Raw genomic sequence first — 17,115 nt, forward strand, 5'->3', positions numbered from 1 at the left:
GCGCGGCCGTTTCCCAGGACCGGGGCCCCATGCTGCGGCCGGCGTTGTGTCCTATATTGGTAAGCCTGCGGTATGTGGGAACAGACCCGAGGAGACGCGCCATGGCCACCTGGAAGCCGGATCCGAGCTTTTACCCATCCCCCCGCCTGGCAGCCAAGGCCCCGCCGGAGAACATTGCCTACGTGGCAATGTTCGACCCCGAGCGCAAGCAGCCCGACGCCATCGCCGTGGTCGACGTGGACCCGGCGTCACCGCACTATGCCAGCATCGTCGGCCAGGTCGCCATGCCGCATGCCGGCGACGAGCTGCACCACTTCGGCTGGAACGCCTGTTCCTCGTGCCTGTGCCCGAACGCGCCGCATCCGCACATGGAGCGGCGCTACCTGGTAGTGCCGGGGCTGCGCTCTTCGCGCATCTACATCCTCGACACCAAGCCTGATCCGCTCAAGCCTTTCCTGGCCAAGGTGATCGAGCCCGAGACGCTGGCCGAGCGCACCGGCTACAGCCGCCCACACACCGTGCACTGCGGGCCGGGCGGCATCTATGTGACGGCGCTCGGCGATGCCGAGGGCAAGGGCCCCGGCGGCATCGCCATGCTCGATGCGCAGAGCTTCGACCCGCTCGGCCGCTGGGAGGTGGAGCGCGGCCCGCAGTATTTCGCCTATGACGGCTGGTGGCACCTGGGCTACGACACGCTGGTCACCAGCGAATGGGGCACGCCGGACATGGTCGAGGACGGCCTGGTGCCCGACATCCTGCTCGGCGCGCGCTATGGGCGCCGCCTGCATTTCTGGGACTTCACGCGGCGCAGGCACCTGCAGGAAATCGATTTCGGCGAGGAGTACCAGCTGGTCTTCGAGCTGCGCCCGGCCCACGACCCGACCAGGGCCTATGGCTTCGTCAACTGCGTGATCAGCCTGAAGGACCTGTCCTCATCGATCTGGACCTGGTACCGCGACAAGGACAGGTGGGCCGTGCGCAAGGTCATCGAGATCCCAGCCGAGGCCGCCGACCCCGACCAGTTGCCGCCCATGCTCAAGGGCTTCAAGGCGGTACCGCCGCTGGTGACCGACATCGACCTGTCGATGGATGACCGCTTCCTCTACGTGTCCTGCTGGGGCACGGGCGATCTGCTGCAATACGATGTGTCGGACCCGTTCGCGCCGAAGCTGACGGGCAAGGTGCGCCTCGGCGGCATCGTCTCGCGCGCCGCGCATCCGGGTGCGAAGAACGGTGCGCTCAATGGCGGGCCGCAGATGGTCGAGATCAGCCGCGACGGACGCCGCATCTACTTCACCAATTCGCTCTACGGCGCCGTGGATCCGCAGTTCTATCCCGAGGGCATCGACGGCTGGATGGTAAAGCTCGATGCCGCGCCGGAAGGCGGCCTGTCCGTCGACCCGAAGTTCTTCATCGCATGGCCGAAGGGCCATCGCCCGCACCAGGTAAGGCTGCAGGGCGGAGATTGCTCTTCCGATTCTTATTGCTATCCGTAATGGACTCGTCCGCCACGCTCGCCACCGCGTCTGCACAGTGGGCGACGTGGTGGCCCTGGGTCGCCATTGCCGCGCTGGGCCTGTTCCACGGCATCAACCCCGCCATGGGGTGGCTGTTCGCCGTGGCTCTGGGCCTGCACCGCCACAAGCGCAGCGTGGTGGTGCTGTCGCTGCTGCCGATCGCGCTGGGCCATGCGCTGGCGGTGGCGGTGTTCGTGGTGGCCGCGCTCACGCTTGGCAGCGTGGTGGATGCGCGCCTGTTCGCGCGCGTCGGCGGGCTCGTCCTGATCGGCTGGGCAGCCTGGCACGTGCTGCGCGGCCATCGCGGCCGGCCGCGCGTGGGCATGCAGGCGGGCATGGCCGGTCTCGCATGCTGGTCGTTCCTGATGGCGGGCGTGCACGGCGCCGGGCTGATGCTGGTGCCGGTGCTGATGCCGCTGTGCGCGTCGCCGCTGTCGGGCCAGATCAGTGGGGGCAGCGCGGTGGCACCCGCCGTGCTGGCGCTCGGGTTGCATACCGGGGCGATGCTGCTGGCGATCTGCGCGGTGGCGCTGCTGGTCTATGACCGCGTTGGCGTGGCGTTCCTGCGCACGGGATGGGTCAATCTGGACCTGGTGTGGAGTGCAGCGCTGGCGTTGTGCGGCGTGGCGCTACTGCTGCAGTGATGGCAGACCAACGACCCTGCCGGAAATCCCTCACTCCAGCAGAAACGGCAACACCGTCTCCAGCAGCAACTCCGGCGCCTCCTCGGCAATGTAGTGGCCGCACGGCAGGCCATGGCCGCTGACCCGGCGCGCCACCTTGCGCCATTCCTCCAGAGGCCGGAAACACTGGCCCACCGCGCCCTGCTCTCCCCACAGCGCCAGCATCTCGCACTCGACCATGCGCCCGGCGGCCAGGTCGGCGCGGTCGTGTTCCAGGTCGATGCCTGCGCTCGCACGATAGTCCTCGCACAGGCCGTGCGCAGCGCCGGGGCTTTGCAGGCAGCGCAGGTACTCGGCCATCGCGGCCTCGGTAAACGGGGCCAGCCCGGCGCTGCGTGCGCCCATGGTGCCGCGCAGGTAGAGCGCGGGGTCGGCCTCGATCAGGGTCTCGGGAAACGGCGCGGGCCGGATCAGGAAGAACCAGTGCCAGTACGCCTGGGCAAAGGCCAGGCTGGTCTGCTCGTACATCGCCAGCGTTGGCGCGATGTCCAGCGTGACCAGGCGCTCGACGCGCTCGCCATGGTCCAGCGCCATGCGATGCGCCACGCGCGCGCCGCGGTCGTGCGCCATGACGCGGAAGCGTTCGAAGCCGAGCGCGGCCATCAGCTCGACCTGGTCGCGCGCCATCGTGCGCTTGCTGTAGTTGGCGTGGTCGGGCATGCCGGCGGGCTTGTCGCTGTCGCCGTAGCCGCGCAGGTCGGTTGCCACCACGGTGAAGTGGCGTGCCAGGACGGCGGCCACCTTGTGCCAGATCACGTATGTCTGCGGATGGCCGTGCAACAGCAGTAGCGCGGGGCCCTGGCCGCCCACGACGGCGTGGATGCCGACGTCCGCGCATGGCACGTGGCGATGTTCGAATCCCTTGAATCCTTCCAGCATCATGTTTCTCCTGCAGCGCGGGTTTCAGTGAAACGCTTGTTGGCTATGGTTGCGCCACAAGCCGGGCCATGGTCTTTCCCGCCACATCCTGCAGCCACGGCTGCGCGCTGTGGTGGCGGCGCGCGAAGGCGTCAATCTGCGCCTGCTGTGTCAGCGTGAGGCCGATCACGTCTAGGCCCTGCAGGAACATGCGGCGATGCCGCTCGCCCAAGGCGAAGCCCGTCCGGACAGCGCCGGCACTGACAGTCATGGCCTGCACGTCAATGACGATGCGAGCCGGTTCCCGGGATGACACCTCCGCCATCAGACGGTCCACGTCCGCCTGCGGCAGCATCACCAGCAGCAGGCGGTTGTTGATCGCATTCGAATAGAAGATCTCGCCGAAGCTCGCTGCGATCACCGCGCGGATGCCGTACTGCTGCAGACCCCAGACCGCGTGCTCGCGGCTGGAGCCACAGCCGAAGTTCGGTCCTGCCACGAGGATACCGGCTTCCCGGTACTCAGGCTGGTTGAGCACGAAGTCAGGTCGGGGCCGGCCGGCTTCGTCGAAGCGCAGGTCGTGGAACAGCCCCCGGTCGAGCCCGGCCTTGTCGATGATGCGCAGGAACTGCTTGGGCATGATCTGGTCGGTGTCGAGGTTGGGCATCGGCAGCGGCGCGCCGGTCGCCTCGATGCGCGCGAGCGTGGTGTCAGGCATGGGTCGGCTCCAGTTGGCGTACGTCGGTGATGCAGCCGGTCAGTGCGGCGGCCGCGGCCATGGCAGGGCTCATCAGGTGCGTGCGGCCGGCACGGCCCTGGCGGCCTTCGAAATTGCGGTTGGTGGTGGAGGCGCAGCGCTCGCCGGGCGCGAGCATGTCGTCATTCATGGCCAGGCACATCGAACAGCCGGGCTGGCGCCATTCGAAGCCGGCTTCGATCAGCACGCGGGCCAGCCCTTCCGCCTCCGCCTGCTGGCGCACGGCGCCTGACCCGGGCACCACCATGGCCCGGACACCGGGCGCGACGCGGCGCCCGCGCACCACATCCGCCACCGCGCGCAAGTCCTCGATACGTCCGTTGGTGCACGACCCGATGAACACGCGCTGCACCGGCAGGCCCGCCAGCGAAGCACCGGCTTCGATGCCGATATAGTCGAGCGCGCGTTGCGCCGCGGCGCGTGCGAGCAGGTCGCCGAGTTCGTCCGGATGCGGCACGCGCGCGTCGATCGGCACGGCCTGGTCCGGGCTGGTGCCCCAGGTGACGTAGGGCGCAACGGCGCTCGCATCGAATACGAGATCCCGCGTGAACAGCGCATCGGCATCCGAATGCAGCAATTGCCAGGCCACGCGTGCCTGCTGCGCCATGGCATTGTCGATATCCGCCGCGCGCTGCAGCACATAGTCGATGGCGGCGACATCCGGCGCGATCAGCGCGCCGCGCGCGCCCGCTTCGACTGTCATGTTGCACAAGGTCATGCGCGCCTCCATCGACAGCGCGGCAATCGCCGCACCGGTGAACTCGACCACATACCCGCGCGCGCCCTGCGCACTGATACGGCCGATGATATGGAGGATCAGGTCCTTGGCCGATGTACCCGCCGGCAGCGTGCCGTCCACGCGGATGCGCATCTCTCCTGCCACGCGGTAGACCAGCGTCTGGGTGGCAAGCACATGCTCGACCTCGGAGGTGCCGATGCCGAAGCCGAGCGCGCCGAATGCGCCATAGGTCGTGGTATGGCTGTCGCCGCAGAGCACCACCATGCCGGGCCGGATCATGCCGTGCTCGGGCGCGATCACGTGCTCGATGCCCTGCAGCGGATTGTTGGTGTCGAACAGCGGAATCCCGTGCTGCTCGCAGTTGCGCCCGAGCTTACGCGCCTGCCGCGCTGAAGCCGGGTCGCGGATCACGCGCGGCGACTCGGCGTGGGTCGGGATGATGTGGTCCACCACGGCGAGGTTCTGCGCAGGCGCCGCCACGCTGCGCCCTTGCGCGGACAGTCCCGCGAAGGCCTGCGGGCTCGTGTACTCGTTCATGATGTGCAGGTCGGCGTACAGCAGCACGTGGTCGGCGTCGAGCGCGGCCACGGTGTGCGAATCGACCAGCTTGCGGTAAAGGGTGCGAGGGGCGCGGCCAGCCATGGGATTTGCCTGCGAAAGCGGATCGTTGAAGGTGACGGCAGTGTAATCAGGAAGTCGATAGCTATAATTTCCAGCAACGACCTTCATTAGTTCCCGCCATTCACGAATGGACGCATTTTCCGACCTCGCCTTCTTCGTGCTGCTGGTCAAGCGCGGCAGCCTGGCCGGCGCGGCCCAGCAGATGGGTGTCACGCCGTCGGCGGCCAGCAAGCGGCTGGCCGCGCTGGAGGCCCGCCTGGGTGTGCGTCTTCTCCACCGCACCACGCGGCGGCTGAGCGTGACGCAGGAAGGCGAGGCCTACCTGGCGCAGGGTGGCCGCATCCTGGCCGAGCTGGAGGAGCTGGAGCAGGGGCTGGCAGGCAGCCGGGCCACGCCGCGCGGGCTGCTGCGGGTCAATGCCACGCTGGGCTTCGGGCGGCGCCACCTGGCGCCAGCGGTGGCGGCATTCCTGCGCGCGTATCCGCAGGTGGAGGTGCAGCTTGAACTGTCCGACCGGGCACTCAACCTGGCCGAACAAGGCTTCGATGTGGGGGTCCGCGTCGGCGGGCTGCCCGATGCGCGGCTGAGCGCACGGCGCCTGGCCGGCAACCGCCGGCTGCTATGCGCGTCGCCGCACTACCTGTCCGCGCACGGAACGCCGGCGTCGCCGCGCGAGCTGGCGCAGCACCGCTGCATCGTGATCCGCGAAAGCGACGACACCTACGGTACGTGGCAGCTGTACGCGGGCGTCCGGCAGGAGACCGTCAAGGTACGCGGCCCGGCCACGACCAACGATGGCGAAACCGCAGTCGGGTGGGCGCTGGAAGGGCTTGGCATCCTGCTGCGATCGGAGTGGGACGTTGCGCCGCTGCTGCGCACGGGCCGGCTCAAGCCGGTGCTGCCGGAATGGAGCGCGGCACCGGCTGATATCTTCGCGGTCTACCTGAGCCGTGACCACCTGTCCGCCAGGGTGCGCGCGTTTATCGACTTCCTGGCCGAACGCTTCGCCACGGCGCCCGCGCAACCGTACAACGGCTGGTAGCGCGGGCATTGACGACAGTGTCAGGCGACGTTGAAGAAATGCGTGCCATCGCGGTCGAGCTGGGCGATCAGGCCGAACTCCCAGTCCAGGTAGGCCTGCATCGCGGCGGCCGCGTTGTCGGTGCCTTCGTACGGACGACGATAGCGGTCCGTGCGCGGCACGGCCAGGTGCGTCTCGCCGCTCTCCACTGGCAAGCCGGCGGCGAGCCATGCCAGCGTGCCGCCTTCCAGCACGTAGGTCTCCGCCTGCGTCAGCGCGCGCAAATCCGCAGCGGCGAAGCGCGCGAGCTGGCTCGTGCCGCACGTCAGTACATAGCGGAGCGCGGCCGGAATGCCCTTCAGCGCCTGGGCAAGCTGCGCGCGAATGACAAACCACGCGCCGGGAATGTGGCGCTTCACGTAATTGGCACTTGCTGTGAAGTCCAGCACGACCGTCTGCCCGTCCTGCGCTTCCAGCCATGCCGCCAGCGTGGCGGGCGACACCGCCTCCACGGGCGCCGCGTCGGGCGCCGGTGCGCGCGGCACGCCGGTTTCGCTGCGCAGCGCCGCATCGACGGCATCCACCACCCATACGTCCCAGCCCATCTGCGCCAGCCATGACGCGCTCATGTCCGCGCGCACGCCATCGTCATCGGCCAGCACGATGCGCGCGCCTCGCACGGGGGCGTTGTGGTCGGTCTCCTGCACGAGTTGTCCGCCCTGTGCGTTGACGAAGCCGGGCAGGTGGCCGTCGGCGTATTCCTCGGGTGTCCTCACATCGAAACGGTAAAGCGTGCGCCCCGGCGCTTCCAGCGTCGCCAGTGCGTCATGGGCAATGTGCTGAACGCCCGCGCGCGCGGCGATATCGCGTGCGCCCCGGCGTGCCCGTTCGCGGTTCGCCTGGCCGATCTCCAGCGGAGCGCGGCGGCTCGCACCGTGGTCCAGCGTTTGCCCGGCCAGTGTCCAGCCGATGGTGCCGTTGCGCAGCGCCGCCACCGGATTGGGAATACCGGCGTTGATCAGCGACTGCGTGCCGATGATGCTGCGCGTGCGTCCCGCACAGTTGACGATGACCTGCGTCGACGGGTTCGGCGCGAGTTCGCGCACGCGCAACACCAGTTCGCCCCCCGGCACACTGGTGGCCGTGGGAATGCTCATGGTCTGGTATTCGTCGAACCGCCGCGCGTCCACCACAACCACGTCTGCGCCGCTGTCGATCAGCGCCTTGACCTCCGGCGCGGACAGCGACGGCGTGTGCCGCCTGGCTTCCACCACTTCCCCGAACGACTTGCTCGGCACGTTGACATCGCGGAACACTTCGCCGCCTGCGGCGATCCACGCATCGAGCCCGCCGTCGAGCAGGTTCACATCGGTATAGCCAAGCTTGCGCAGCACGCTCGCCGCGCGCGGCGCGAGGTCAGCGCCGGCGTGCTCGCCATAAACCACGATATGCGTATCGCGGCGCGGAATGCGCGGCCACGCTTCCAGCTCCAGCCTGGACAATGGGAAATTGGCGGCCCACAGCGGATGCGACTGGGCGAACGGATCTTCCTCGCGCACGTCGATCAGCGCGATCTCCTTGCGGTCGAGCAGTGCCTGGCGCACGGCCTGGCTGGTGATCAGGGGAAACGGTTCAGCGGAAGCGGTCATGATGCGGCGGAATCCTTCGAGCGGTCCCACGGGTTGGGCAGGTAGGGGTTGGAGTAGCCGGAGATGAACGGCTTGCGTTCGCCAGCCTCGGTATAGACGCTGCGGCGCACGCCGCCGATGTTGGCACCGTACACGTGGATACTGATGGAGACGCGGTCGTCGTACGCATTGTGCACCCGGTGGATATCGCCCACTGTCGGCGACACCGCTTCCACGTGCCCCGGCTCCAGACGCGTCGGTTCGCCGTGCGCCACGGGGCGTCCCGAGGCATCAAGCACGAATGGCTGCGAATACTCGGCGCCGCGCAGCATGCCGATCAGACCCCACACCGTGTGGTCGTGGATGGGCGTGCGCTGGCCCGGCCCCCAGACAAAGCTGACGACGGAAAAGCGCTCGGCCGAATCGCAGTGCAGCAGCATCTGCTGGTAGTACTCGGGGTGCGGCTGTGCGAAGGCATCGGGCAGCCAGTCATCGCGCGCGACCAGCCTGGCCAGCAACGCACCGCCCTCACGCAGGATGCACGGCTCGTCGGGCTGCTCGTCCAGCAGCGCCGTCAGGCCGGTGATGAACTCGCGCAGCGGCGCGAGCGAAGCGCGGCCGGCGGTGGGGGATTCACTCATCCCATGTCTCCTGATATGTCATTGTCCGAGCGCCACACGGCCAGCCGCGACCAGGACCGAATCGTTCTGCGGCGTATGGATGCGGCTGCACAGCACATCGCGGTAGTGGCGCTCCAGTGGGTTGTTACGGCTCAGGCCGTGGTTGCCCGAAAGCTGCAGCGCCAGTTCCACCGCACGGATCGCATTGCCCGTGACCATAAACTTTAACAGTCCGCTGTCGGTCGGTGTCGGCGGCTTACCGGCGTCGGTACGCGCGGCGGCATCGTCGAGTAGCGCCTGGTTGGCATGCAGCAGCGCCGCGATCTCGCCGATCGCCTCCTGCACGCGCGGCAGCGTCGCCAGCGGCGCGCCAAGGCTGCCGGGTGCACGTTCCCGCGCAAGGCCTCGAATCGTTCGACCGCGCCTTTCCGCACCAGCTTTCCGGCGGCATGGCGCAGCGCGTGGCCCTGGCACGCGCGCTCGTCAACGACCCGCGCCTGCTGGTGCTCGATGAACCGCTCGGCAAGCTAGATTCGCTCACGCGCCTGGCCATGCAGAGCGACCTCGTCGAACTGTGGCAACGCTCCGGCTTCTCGGCGCTGCTCGTCACGCATGACGTGGAAGAGGCGCTGTTCCTGGCCCAGCGCGTGATCATCTTCAGCGACCGGCCGGCGAAGATCCGTGCCGAGCTGACCGTGGACCTGCCCTACCCGCGCCACCGCGGCGACCCGCGCCTGACCGAACTGCGCCACGAAGCGCTGCGCCACCTGGGACTGGATGCCAGTTGGTGATGATGGCCTGGCTTGACGGGCCGGAGCGCCCATGAACGGCCCGCCCGCGCAGGCCTGGCTCAATACCCTGCTTGTCCTGCTCCAGGATGCCCAGCTCACGCTGCTGCGGCTCTGGCATGCGCTGGGGCTGACCGGTGATGCCCACGGCCAGCCCGCCTGGCCGTGGGCGCGGCGCATCGCCGGCGAAACCCTGCTGATCGATCTTGGTCTGGCACGCCAGCTCGCCTGGTCGCTAGGCGCGATGGTGTTTGCGCTGGTGCTGGCGGCCATTGCGATGGCATGACGCCGGCGCCGCGGCACGTTGCTTGCTGTGGCCGTCGTGGCGCTCGTGCTTGTGCCCTGGCCATCGCCATCGCTACTGCTCGGCGCTGCAGCACCGACGAGCTTCCACACCAGCCCAACGCGATTCTCGATCGATGCTGTCGCGCACGGCGCAGCCGTCTATGCGCAGCACTGCGCGGCGTGCGGATGGTGAGTTGTTCTGGCACGTCGTGGATGGGATGCGGGATTCTCGCGGCCAGGTCACCATGCCTGCGTTCGGTGCTGCGTTGAGCGACGCAGACACATGGGCTGTGCTTGATTACATGAAGACGCTGGCCGCGGGCAGCGGGGCCGTCGCCAACGGAAGCTGGCCGGTGCCGCTGCCGGTGCCGGATACGCTGGTGCAATGCGGTGATGATGCGTCACCGCGTTCGCTTGCGCAGTGGCGTGGTGGGCAGCGGGTGCGCGTGGTGGCGTTTGACGGGGATCCGCGGTTCCAGACCTTGCTGGTCACGCGTGATGGGTCCGTGCCTGCTGGCGTGCCGCGCTTCCGTGCCAACTGCGTTGCGGCCTCTTCGCATGCGTGGGCGGTGTATGCGCAGATTGCCGGCGTGCCCGCCGACGGGCTGGGTGGGACGGAATTGCTGGCCGACCGCGGCGGGTGGCTGCGCGCGCGAGGTACGCCGGGGCGGAAGGGGTGGTCGGATGCGGATATGGTCTGCAACTCAGGGGCCCCTATTGAGGCGCGCCGTGGAGCGCCGGTCACCGATGCGCTCACGGCCTTGCTGCTGCGGATGGATGGGGAGCCGGTTAGGTTTGTGAAGGGGGGATTTGTTCATTGACCAAACTACCCCCCCACCACCGCCACACACTCAATCTCAACCCTTGCCCCAAGCGCCAGCCCATTGGCCCCCAAAGCAGTCCGCACCGGATAGGGAGGTTCAAAAAAACCCTTGTAGACATCATTGAACACCTGCCACTCACTGATATCCGCCAGCATGATCGTGCATTTGGCCACATCGCGCAGCGTCAGCCCATGTGCCTCCAGCGTCGTGCGAATATTCATCAGCGCCTGCTTCGCTTCTTCGCGAATGCCGCCCCCGACCAGCCGCGTGCTGCCGGGCACAATGCCCATCTGGCCGGACAGGTACAAGACGTTCCCAACGCGGACCGCTTCGGAAAATGGCAGCCCTGCGGGCAGGACCTTGTCGGAATTCAGGAATTCCATGTTGCCCTCCATGGTCGAGACGCGGCGCGCCGGGGCGCCGGCGTGGAGCATCCAATGTAGGCGCCAAAGCGCGGACCCTCAAGGCGCCCGGTCAGGGTGCCGGGACAACCGCGTCCGGCACCTCGCGGTCAGCCGCGCGCCGCAGGCAATCGAGCATGACCGCCACGGCCGACCGCTTGATGGCGTCCTCGCGCCAGTACATCGACACCGAGCCGAACCCCGCCAGCCGCAGCGGCACGATGCGCAGCGCGCCCAGTTCTTCCAGCCGCCGCGCGGTCCGGTGCGAGGCCAGGCCGATCATGTCGCTGTTGTTCAGCAGCGTGAGGTTGAGCACCGTGGAATTCGATTCCACGCAGTCCGACGGCAACGGCCGGCCGGCGGTGGCCAGCGCGGCCTCCAGCGCATTGCGAATGGGTGTGCCGCGTGGCCACACCACCCAGCGGTAGCCCTGCAGCGCCTCCCACGTCACCGCGTCCTGCGTGGCCAGCGGGTGGCGCGGCCGCGCCACGAAGTGGATCGGCTCCAGGTAAAGCGATTCCCCAAGCGTCTGCGCATCCTGAAGTTCGGGCGCGGACCGCCCGACCACGATATCGAGTTCATTGTGCGCAAGCTGGTTCATGAGCCGGTCCATGGTCGTTTCGACCAACCGCACCTGCGCACGCGGCATGCGCTGCAGCAGCCGCAGGACCGCCAGCGGCACCGTATCGGCCGCCGAGGCCCCCGACGTGCCAACCACCACCAGGCCGCTGCCGCCCTCGCGCATGGCCGCCAGGTCGTCGCGCGCGGTGTCGAGCTGCGCGGCAATGCGGCGCGCGTGCTCGATCAGTGACTCGCCATACGGTGTAGGCCGCAGCCCGCGCGCCTGGCGCTCGAACAGCGGCAGGCCGATGTCGTCTTCCAGGTCCTTGAGCCACTTGGAAAGCCCCGGCTGGGTGGTATTGAGCAGCGCGGCCGACTGGCTCATGTTGCCGGTCTCGGCCAGGCTGAGGAGCATCTGCAGGTTGCGCAGGCGCAGTCGCTGGGTCCAGTCCATGTCTGATTGCCCGGTTTACCTATACGATTGATCGTATATATAAGAGGTTTTTTTCATTTCAAATCTTATATCGTGGCGCGTATAACTCCAAGCAACAGACCGGCATCCAAGCCGGAGCGCATCAAAAGCCACGGAGACAGCATGTCAGACCATACGCCTGATCCCGCACGCATCGCCTATTACGAGCACATCGGCTGCAGCCACATGACGCCGCTGTGGGAGTCGCTGCACAGCCTGGTGCCGCCGCAGCCGCGCCCGCAGATCGTCCCGGCCATCTGGAAGTACGACGCCATCCGCCCGCTGGTCATGCAGGCCGGCGAGGTCATCAGCGCCGAAGAGGCCGTGCGCCGCGTGCTGATCCTGGAGAACCCGGGCCTGCCGGGCAAGTCGAGCATTACGTCCACGCTCTACGCCGGCCTGCAGCTGATCCTGCCGGGCGAGATTGCACCCAGCCACCGCCATACGCAGTCCGCATTGCGCTTCATCGTCGAAGGCAAGGGTGCCTGGACCGCCGTCAACGGCGAGCGCACCACCATGCACCCGGGCGACTTCATCATCACGCCGTCGTGGACCTGGCACGACCACGGCAACCCCAGCGTCGAAGACGGCGGCGAGCCGGTGGTGTGGCTGGACGGCCTGGACATCCCGCTGGTGCAGCAGTTCGACGCCGGCTTTGCCGAGAACTACCCCGAGTCGCAGCAGCCCGTCACGCGTGCCGAGGGCGACAGTTTTGCGCGCTTCGGCCACAACATGGTGCCGGTGCGCCACAAGGTCACCGACCCGACCTCGCCGATCTTCAGCTATCCGTACGAACGTTCGCGCGAAGCGCTCGACAAGCTCTACCGCAACGGCGAGCTCGATGCCTGGGACGGCGTGAAGCTGCGCTACGTCAACCCGGCCACCGGCGGCTGGCCGATGCCCACCATCGCCACCTTCATGCAGTACCTGCCGGCCGGCTTCCAGGGCAAGACCTACCGCAGCACCGACGCCACCGTCTACAGCGTGGTGGAAGGCCGCGGCACCGTGCGCATCGGCGACGCGCAGTTCCAGTTCGAGCCGCGCGACGTGTTCGTGGCGCCGTCCTGGGCGCCGGTGCAGCTTGGCGCGGTGGAAGACGCGGTGCTGTTCAGCTACTCCGACCGCCCGGTGCTGTCGGCGCTGAACCTGCTGCGCGAAGCGCGTACCTGAGCGGTCCGCTCAACTCTTAACGAATTCCGATTTCCCGATGCCCGGGTGCGCGCATGGCGCGGCACCCCGGCCCCGCACACCCTCTGACTGACCGAACCGACCATGTCCTACGTCTTCACGCCTCCCGCCACCGTCGCCATTCCCGTTGCCGGCACCGACGACCAGTTCGCCGTGCGCCGCGTCTACTGCGTCGGCCGCAACTACGCCGCCCATGCGCGCGAAATGGGCTTCGACCCCGACCGCGAGCCGCCCTTCTTCTTCTGCAAGCCGGCCGACGCCATCGTGCCCGTAGCCGACGGCCAGACGCTGGAGCTGCCCTACCCCGTGCAGACGCAGAACTACCACTACGAAGCCGAACTGGTGGCCGTGATCGGCAAGGCTGGCGCCGACATTCCGGTGGAGCAGGCGCTGGAGCACGTGTGGGGCTACGCCGTGGGCCTGGACATGACCCGCCGCGACCTGCAGATGAAGATGCGCGAGATGGGCCGCCCGTGGGAAATCGGCAAGGCCTTCGACGCGTCCGCGCCGGTTGCGCCGATCCACCGCGCTGCCGATATCGGCCACCCGCAGCAGGCCGCCATCTGGCTGACCGTCAACGGCCAGGACAAGCAGCGCAGCAACGTCACGCACCTGATCTGGTCGGTCGCGGAGACGGTGGCCTACCTGTCGCAGTTCTTCCGCCTGGAACCGGGCGACGTGATCTTCACCGGCACCCCGGAAGGCGTGGGCGCGGTCAAGGCCGGCGACACCATGGTGACTGGCGTCGAAGGCCTGGGCGAACTCAAGGTCCGCGTGGTCTGACACCCGGATGCCGCAAGCAGCAACCAGCAAGCCCATCATGCAGCTCTATAGTTTCTTCAACAGCTCCACGTCCTATCGCGTGCGCATTGCGCTGGCGCTCAAGGGCCTGCCCTTCGAGTACCTGCCGGTCAACATCCGCACCGGCCAGCACCGCGAGGCGGAGTACGTGCAGGGCATCAACCCGTCCGCTTCGGTGCCCGCGCTGGTGGACGGCGAATTCACGCTCGGACAGTCGCTCGCGATCATGGACTACCTCGATGCGCACTACCCCGAACCGCGCCTGCTGCCGCAGGAGCCCGAACGGCGCGCGCGCGTACTGGAACTGACCAGTCTCATCGCCTGCGACATCCACCCGGTCAACAACCTGCGCGTGCTGCGCTACCTGCAGGATGTGCTGAAGGTGACGCCGGAACAGAAGGACGCCTGGTACCGCCACTGGATCGACGAAGGCATGGCCGGCGTGGAACGCCTGCTTGCGCTGCACCGCAAGGGCCTGTGGTGCTTCGGCGACAGCCCGACTCTCGCCGACGTCACGCTGGTGCCGCAGATCGCCAACGCCCAGCGCATGGGCTGCGACCTGTCGCCCTACCCGCGCGCGCTGGCAGTCTATGCGCACGCCAGTGTGCACCCCGCTTTCGCCAAGGCTGCGCCCAAGCAGCAACCGGACTACACGGCCTGATCGACAGACCCAGGCCAGGAGACAAGCATGAACACACCACAAGACACGGGGCGCAAGGTCCTGATCATCGGCGGCGGCATCGGCGGCCTGGCGGCGGCGCTGGCGCTGGCGCGACAGGGCATCCGCATCGAACTGCTGGAGCAGGCCGACCAGATCGGCGAGATCGGCGCCGGCATCCAGCTCGCGGCCAACGCCTTCGCGGCCATGGACGCGCTGGGCGTGGGCGAGGCCGCACGCGGCCGCGCGGTCTTCACTGACTACCTCAGCCTGCGCGACGCGATCGACACGCACGAGATCGCGCGCGTGGATGTCGGCACGCCCTACCGCGAGCGCTTCGGCAACCCATATGCGGTGATCCACCGCGCGGACATCCACCTTTCGATCCTGGAAGCGGTGCAGGACCACCCGCTGATCAGCTTCCGCACCGCGACGCGCGTCGAGAAGCTGGAGCAGGACGAGCGCGGCGTCACCGTCATCGACCAGCGCGGCGAGCGCCACCATGCCGATGCCGTGGTCGGCTGCGACGGCGTCAAGTCCGCCATCCGCGAGTCGCTGATTGGCGACGTGCCGCGCGTGACCGGCCACGTGGTGTACCGCGCGGTCGTCGAGGTCGACAACATGCCGAAGGACCTGCAGGTCAACGCGCCCGTGGTATGGGCCGGCCCGAACTGCCATCTCGTGCACTACCCGCTGCGCGGCGGCCAGCAGTACAACCTCGTCGTCACCTTCCACAGCCGCGAGCAGGAAACCTGGGGCGTGCGCGAAGGCAGCAAGGAGGAAGTGCTGTCGTATTTCGACGGCATCCACGCGCTGCCGCACCAGATGCTGGACCGCCCCACCTCATGGAAGCGCTGGGCCACGGCCGACCGCGACCCGGTGGAGCGCTGGAGCTTCGGCCGCGCCACCATCCTCGGCGATGCCGCGCACCCGATGACGCAATACGTCGCGCAGGGCGCCTGCCAGGCGCTCGAAGATGCCGTCACGCTGGGCGTCGCTGTGGAAGCGGCCGGCCATGACTTCGAAGCCGCGTTCAAGCTGTACGAACAGGCGCGCATCCCGCGCACCGCACGCGTGCTTTACGCCGCGCGCGACATGGGCCGCGTGTACCACGCCAAGGGCGTCGACCGCATGGTGCGCAACACGCTGTGGACCGGCCGCACGCAGGCGCAGTACTACGACGCGCTGCAGTGGCTGCACGGCTGGCGCGCCGAACGCTGCCTGAGCCCGACGCCCTGGCTCTGAACTTCAGGAAAACCATGCAGTGACCACTACGGTGACTGGCGGCCGACCCGGCCGCCGGCCCGATTTCGTCCCGAAACAGGCAACGAGGAGGAGACAACCCATGCCTGCCAGCCAGACCATCAACGTATCCGCGTTCATCGACCGCCAGCCGCTATCGCCCTTTCAGGTCATGATCGTGGTGCTGTGCTTCCTGATCGTCGCCATCGACGGTTTCGACACCGCCGCCATCGGTTTCATCGCCCCGGCCATCCGCGCCGAATGGCAACTGACACCGGCGCACCTCGCCCCGCTGTTCGGCGCGGGCCTGGCCGGCCTGATGGCCGGCGCCTTCCTGTTCGGCCCGCTGGCCGACCGCTTCGGCCGCAAGAGCGTGCTGGTGTTCTCGGTGCTGTTCTTCGGCGTGGCCAGCCTGGCTTCGGCGTGGTCGGGCGAGCTGTGGGCGCTGATCGCGCTGCGCTTCCTGACCGGCCTTGGCCTGGGCGGTGCCATGCCCAATACCATCACGCTGACATCCGAGTTCTGTCCCGAGAAGCGCCGCTCCTTCCTGGTCACGACCATGTTCTGCGGCTTCACGCTCGGCTCCGCGCTGGGCGGGCTGGCCTCGGCCGGGCTGATCGAAGTCTACGGCTGGCGTTCGGTGCTGGTCGTCGGCGGCGTGCTGCCGCTCGTGCTCGCAGTGCTGCTGGCGCTCCTGTTACCGGAGTCGGTGCGCTACCTCGTGATGGCCGGCCGCGCACCGGAACGTATCGCCGCCACGCTGCAACGCATCGCCCCACAGGCTGACCTGCGCGGCGCCACCTTCACCGTGGCCGAGGCGCGCAGCACCAGCTCGCCGGTGCGCCACCTGTTCAAGCCCGAACTGGTGCGCGGCACGCTGCTGTTCTGGCTGACGTTCTTCATGAGCCTGCTGGTGATCTACCTGCTCTCGAGCTGGCTGCCGACGCTGCTGCGCAGCACCGGCCTGTCGCTGCGCACCGCGGCGCTGGTCACCACCATGTTCCAGGTCGGCGGCACGCTCGGTGCCATCGCGCTGGGCTGGCTGATGGACCGCTTCAACCCGCACTACGTGCTGGCCATCAGCTACGCGCTGGCGGGCGTGTTCGTCGCGGCGATCGGAAGCCTGGCGGATGCACCCGTGCTGGCCGGTGCGGCGGTGTTCTTCGCAGGCTTCTGCATTTCCGGTTCGCAGGTCGGCGCCAACGCGCTGTCGGCAGGCTTCTATCCGACCGACTGCCGCGCCACTGGCGTAAGCTGGGCCAACGGCGTGGGCCGGCTCGGTTCGGTGGTGGGCTCCGTCGGCGGTGCCACCATGCTGTCGATGGGACTGGGCATGCCTTCGTTGTTCGCGCTGATCGGCGTGCCCGCGGTGCTGGCCGGCTGCACCATGCTGACACTCGGGCTGTCGCGGCGCGCCCATGCGCGGCAGGAACTCGCCGCGAGCTGACAGG

At 68.1% G+C, this 17,115-nt stretch carries 15 protein-coding genes and 3 pseudogenes; 10 read left to right on the top strand and 8 right to left on the bottom strand.

Annotation, left to right across the window (positions count from 1 at the left end; genetic code table 11):
• Nucleotides 1-101 precede the first annotated feature (101 nt).
• On the top strand, nucleotides 102-1,496 hold the full coding sequence (locus LDO29_RS06425; protein WP_224078943.1) for a selenium-binding family protein: 1,395 nt from the start codon (nucleotides 102-104) through the stop codon (nucleotides 1,494-1,496).
• Entirely contained in the window at nucleotides 1,496-2,161 is a 666-nt protein-coding gene (locus LDO29_RS06430) for a hypothetical protein (RefSeq protein ID WP_224078944.1), read from the top strand. Before LDO29_RS06425 ends, LDO29_RS06430 begins: the two co-directional genes overlap by 1 nt.
• 30 nt (nucleotides 2,162-2,191) lie before the next feature.
• On the opposite strand, the gene LDO29_RS06435 is transcribed toward LDO29_RS06430, so the two are convergent.
• From LDO29_RS06435 to leuC, 3 genes are read right to left on the bottom strand one after another with little or no spacing between them, the layout of a single operon-like run.
• Nucleotides 2,192-3,082: an alpha/beta fold hydrolase gene (locus tag LDO29_RS06435; RefSeq protein WP_224078945.1), complete on the bottom strand. Its 891-nt coding sequence runs from the start codon at nucleotides 3,080-3,082 to the stop codon at nucleotides 2,192-2,194.
• A 40-nt stretch (nucleotides 3,083-3,122) separates the two neighbouring features.
• Complete coding sequence (leuD, locus tag LDO29_RS06440; protein WP_224078946.1) at nucleotides 3,123-3,776, bottom strand: 3-isopropylmalate dehydratase small subunit; 654 nt, start codon at nucleotides 3,774-3,776, stop codon at nucleotides 3,123-3,125.
• Nucleotides 3,769-5,196: a 3-isopropylmalate dehydratase large subunit gene (gene leuC, locus LDO29_RS06445; protein WP_224078947.1), complete on the bottom strand. Its 1,428-nt coding sequence runs from the start codon at nucleotides 5,194-5,196 to the stop codon at nucleotides 3,769-3,771. Before leuC ends, leuD begins: the two co-directional genes overlap by 8 nt.
• Before the next feature lie 106 nt (nucleotides 5,197-5,302).
• On the opposite strand from leuC, the gene LDO29_RS06450 reads away from it, so the two are divergent.
• Nucleotides 5,303-6,217 (top strand): LysR family transcriptional regulator, encoded by a 915-nt coding sequence (locus LDO29_RS06450; protein WP_224078948.1) that lies wholly within the window; start codon nucleotides 5,303-5,305, stop codon nucleotides 6,215-6,217.
• Between the two features lie 20 nt (nucleotides 6,218-6,237).
• Here the strand turns inward: LDO29_RS06450 and LDO29_RS06455 are convergent, their stop codons facing one another.
• From LDO29_RS06455 to LDO29_RS06465, 3 genes and pseudogenes are all read right to left on the bottom strand, one after another.
• Complete coding sequence (locus tag LDO29_RS06455; RefSeq protein WP_224078949.1) at nucleotides 6,238-7,845, bottom strand: rhodanese-related sulfurtransferase; 1,608 nt, start codon at nucleotides 7,843-7,845, stop codon at nucleotides 6,238-6,240.
• Complete coding sequence (locus tag LDO29_RS06460) at nucleotides 7,842-8,465, bottom strand: cysteine dioxygenase family protein (protein ID WP_224078950.1); 624 nt, start codon at nucleotides 8,463-8,465, stop codon at nucleotides 7,842-7,844. The genes LDO29_RS06455 and LDO29_RS06460 overlap by 4 nt, the downstream gene beginning before the upstream one ends.
• Before the next feature lie 18 nt (nucleotides 8,466-8,483).
• Nucleotides 8,484-8,855, bottom strand: a pseudogene (locus LDO29_RS06465) (acyl-CoA dehydrogenase family protein); the annotation flags it as partial.
• Here LDO29_RS06465 and LDO29_RS06470 point away from each other — a divergent pair.
• A pseudogene (locus LDO29_RS06470) lies at nucleotides 8,846-9,235 on the top strand (ATP-binding cassette domain-containing protein); the annotation flags it as partial. The pseudogenes LDO29_RS06465 and LDO29_RS06470 sit on opposite strands and share 10 nt — an antisense overlap.
• A gap of 31 nt (nucleotides 9,236-9,266) precedes the next feature.
• A pseudogene (locus tag LDO29_RS06475) lies at nucleotides 9,267-10,338 on the top strand (c-type cytochrome).
• 5 nt (nucleotides 10,339-10,343) lie between these two features.
• Here the strand turns inward: LDO29_RS06475 and LDO29_RS06480 are convergent.
• Entirely contained in the window at nucleotides 10,344-10,724 is a 381-nt protein-coding gene (locus tag LDO29_RS06480) for a RidA family protein (protein ID WP_224078951.1), read from the bottom strand.
• Nucleotides 10,725-10,815: 91 nt separating this feature from the next.
• Nucleotides 10,816-11,757, bottom strand: coding sequence for a LysR family transcriptional regulator (locus LDO29_RS06485; protein WP_224078952.1), 942 nt, complete (start codon nucleotides 11,755-11,757; stop codon nucleotides 10,816-10,818).
• Nucleotides 11,758-11,898: 141 nt separating this feature from the next.
• On the opposite strand from LDO29_RS06485, the gene gtdA reads away from it, so the two are divergent.
• The 5 genes from gtdA to LDO29_RS06510 all read left to right on the top strand — a co-directional run bounded on the left by gtdA (nucleotide 11,899) and on the right by LDO29_RS06510 (nucleotide 17,111).
• Nucleotides 11,899-12,945, top strand: a complete 1,047-nt coding sequence (gene gtdA, locus LDO29_RS06490; RefSeq protein WP_224078953.1) for a gentisate 1,2-dioxygenase — start codon at nucleotides 11,899-11,901, stop codon at nucleotides 12,943-12,945.
• Nucleotides 12,946-13,047: 102 nt separating this feature from the next.
• Complete coding sequence (locus LDO29_RS06495) at nucleotides 13,048-13,746, top strand: fumarylacetoacetate hydrolase family protein (RefSeq protein WP_224078954.1); 699 nt, start codon at nucleotides 13,048-13,050, stop codon at nucleotides 13,744-13,746.
• Nucleotides 13,747-13,783: 37 nt separating this feature from the next.
• The gene (gene maiA, locus LDO29_RS06500) at nucleotides 13,784-14,425 is read left to right on the top strand and encodes a maleylacetoacetate isomerase (RefSeq protein WP_224078955.1); all 642 of its coding nucleotides are present in this window, start codon (nucleotides 13,784-13,786) and stop codon (nucleotides 14,423-14,425) included.
• A 27-nt stretch (nucleotides 14,426-14,452) separates the two neighbouring features.
• The gene (locus LDO29_RS06505; protein WP_224078956.1) at nucleotides 14,453-15,667 is read left to right on the top strand and encodes a 3-hydroxybenzoate 6-monooxygenase; all 1,215 of its coding nucleotides are present in this window, start codon (nucleotides 14,453-14,455) and stop codon (nucleotides 15,665-15,667) included.
• 100 nt (nucleotides 15,668-15,767) lie between these two features.
• Nucleotides 15,768-17,111: an MFS transporter gene (locus LDO29_RS06510; protein WP_224078957.1), complete on the top strand. Its 1,344-nt coding sequence runs from the start codon at nucleotides 15,768-15,770 to the stop codon at nucleotides 17,109-17,111.
• Nucleotides 17,112-17,115: the final 4 nt, after the last annotated feature.

The organism is Cupriavidus laharis (assembly GCF_914271435.1).
GTDB lineage: Bacteria > Pseudomonadota > Gammaproteobacteria > Burkholderiales > Burkholderiaceae > Cupriavidus > Cupriavidus laharis.

Coding starts and splice junctions, on each gene's coding strand:
- gtdA (WP_224078953.1), top strand. CDS start 11,899: ATGTCAGACCATACGCCTGATCCCGCACGCATCGCCTATTACGAGCAC.
- LDO29_RS06455 (WP_224078949.1), bottom strand. CDS start 7,845: ATGACCGCTTCCGCTGAACCGTTTCCCCTGATCACCAGCCAGGCCGTG.
- LDO29_RS06480 (WP_224078951.1), bottom strand. CDS start 10,724: ATGGAATTCCTGAATTCCGACAAGGTCCTGCCCGCAGGGCTGCCATTT.
- LDO29_RS06495 (WP_224078954.1), top strand. CDS start 13,048: ATGTCCTACGTCTTCACGCCTCCCGCCACCGTCGCCATTCCCGTTGCC.
- LDO29_RS06505 (WP_224078956.1), top strand. CDS start 14,453: ATGAACACACCACAAGACACGGGGCGCAAGGTCCTGATCATCGGCGGC.
- LDO29_RS06460 (WP_224078950.1), bottom strand. CDS start 8,465: ATGAGTGAATCCCCCACCGCCGGCCGCGCTTCGCTCGCGCCGCTGCGC.
- LDO29_RS06430 (WP_224078944.1), top strand. CDS start 1,496: ATGGACTCGTCCGCCACGCTCGCCACCGCGTCTGCACAGTGGGCGACG.
- LDO29_RS06450 (WP_224078948.1), top strand. CDS start 5,303: ATGGACGCATTTTCCGACCTCGCCTTCTTCGTGCTGCTGGTCAAGCGC.
- LDO29_RS06435 (WP_224078945.1), bottom strand. CDS start 3,082: ATGATGCTGGAAGGATTCAAGGGATTCGAACATCGCCACGTGCCATGC.
- LDO29_RS06510 (WP_224078957.1), top strand. CDS start 15,768: ATGCCTGCCAGCCAGACCATCAACGTATCCGCGTTCATCGACCGCCAG.
- LDO29_RS06425 (WP_224078943.1), top strand. CDS start 102: ATGGCCACCTGGAAGCCGGATCCGAGCTTTTACCCATCCCCCCGCCTG.
- leuC (WP_224078947.1), bottom strand. CDS start 5,196: ATGGCTGGCCGCGCCCCTCGCACCCTTTACCGCAAGCTGGTCGATTCG.
- LDO29_RS06485 (WP_224078952.1), bottom strand. CDS start 11,757: ATGGACTGGACCCAGCGACTGCGCCTGCGCAACCTGCAGATGCTCCTC.
- leuD (WP_224078946.1), bottom strand. CDS start 3,776: ATGCCTGACACCACGCTCGCGCGCATCGAGGCGACCGGCGCGCCGCTG.
- maiA (WP_224078955.1), top strand. CDS start 13,784: ATGCAGCTCTATAGTTTCTTCAACAGCTCCACGTCCTATCGCGTGCGC.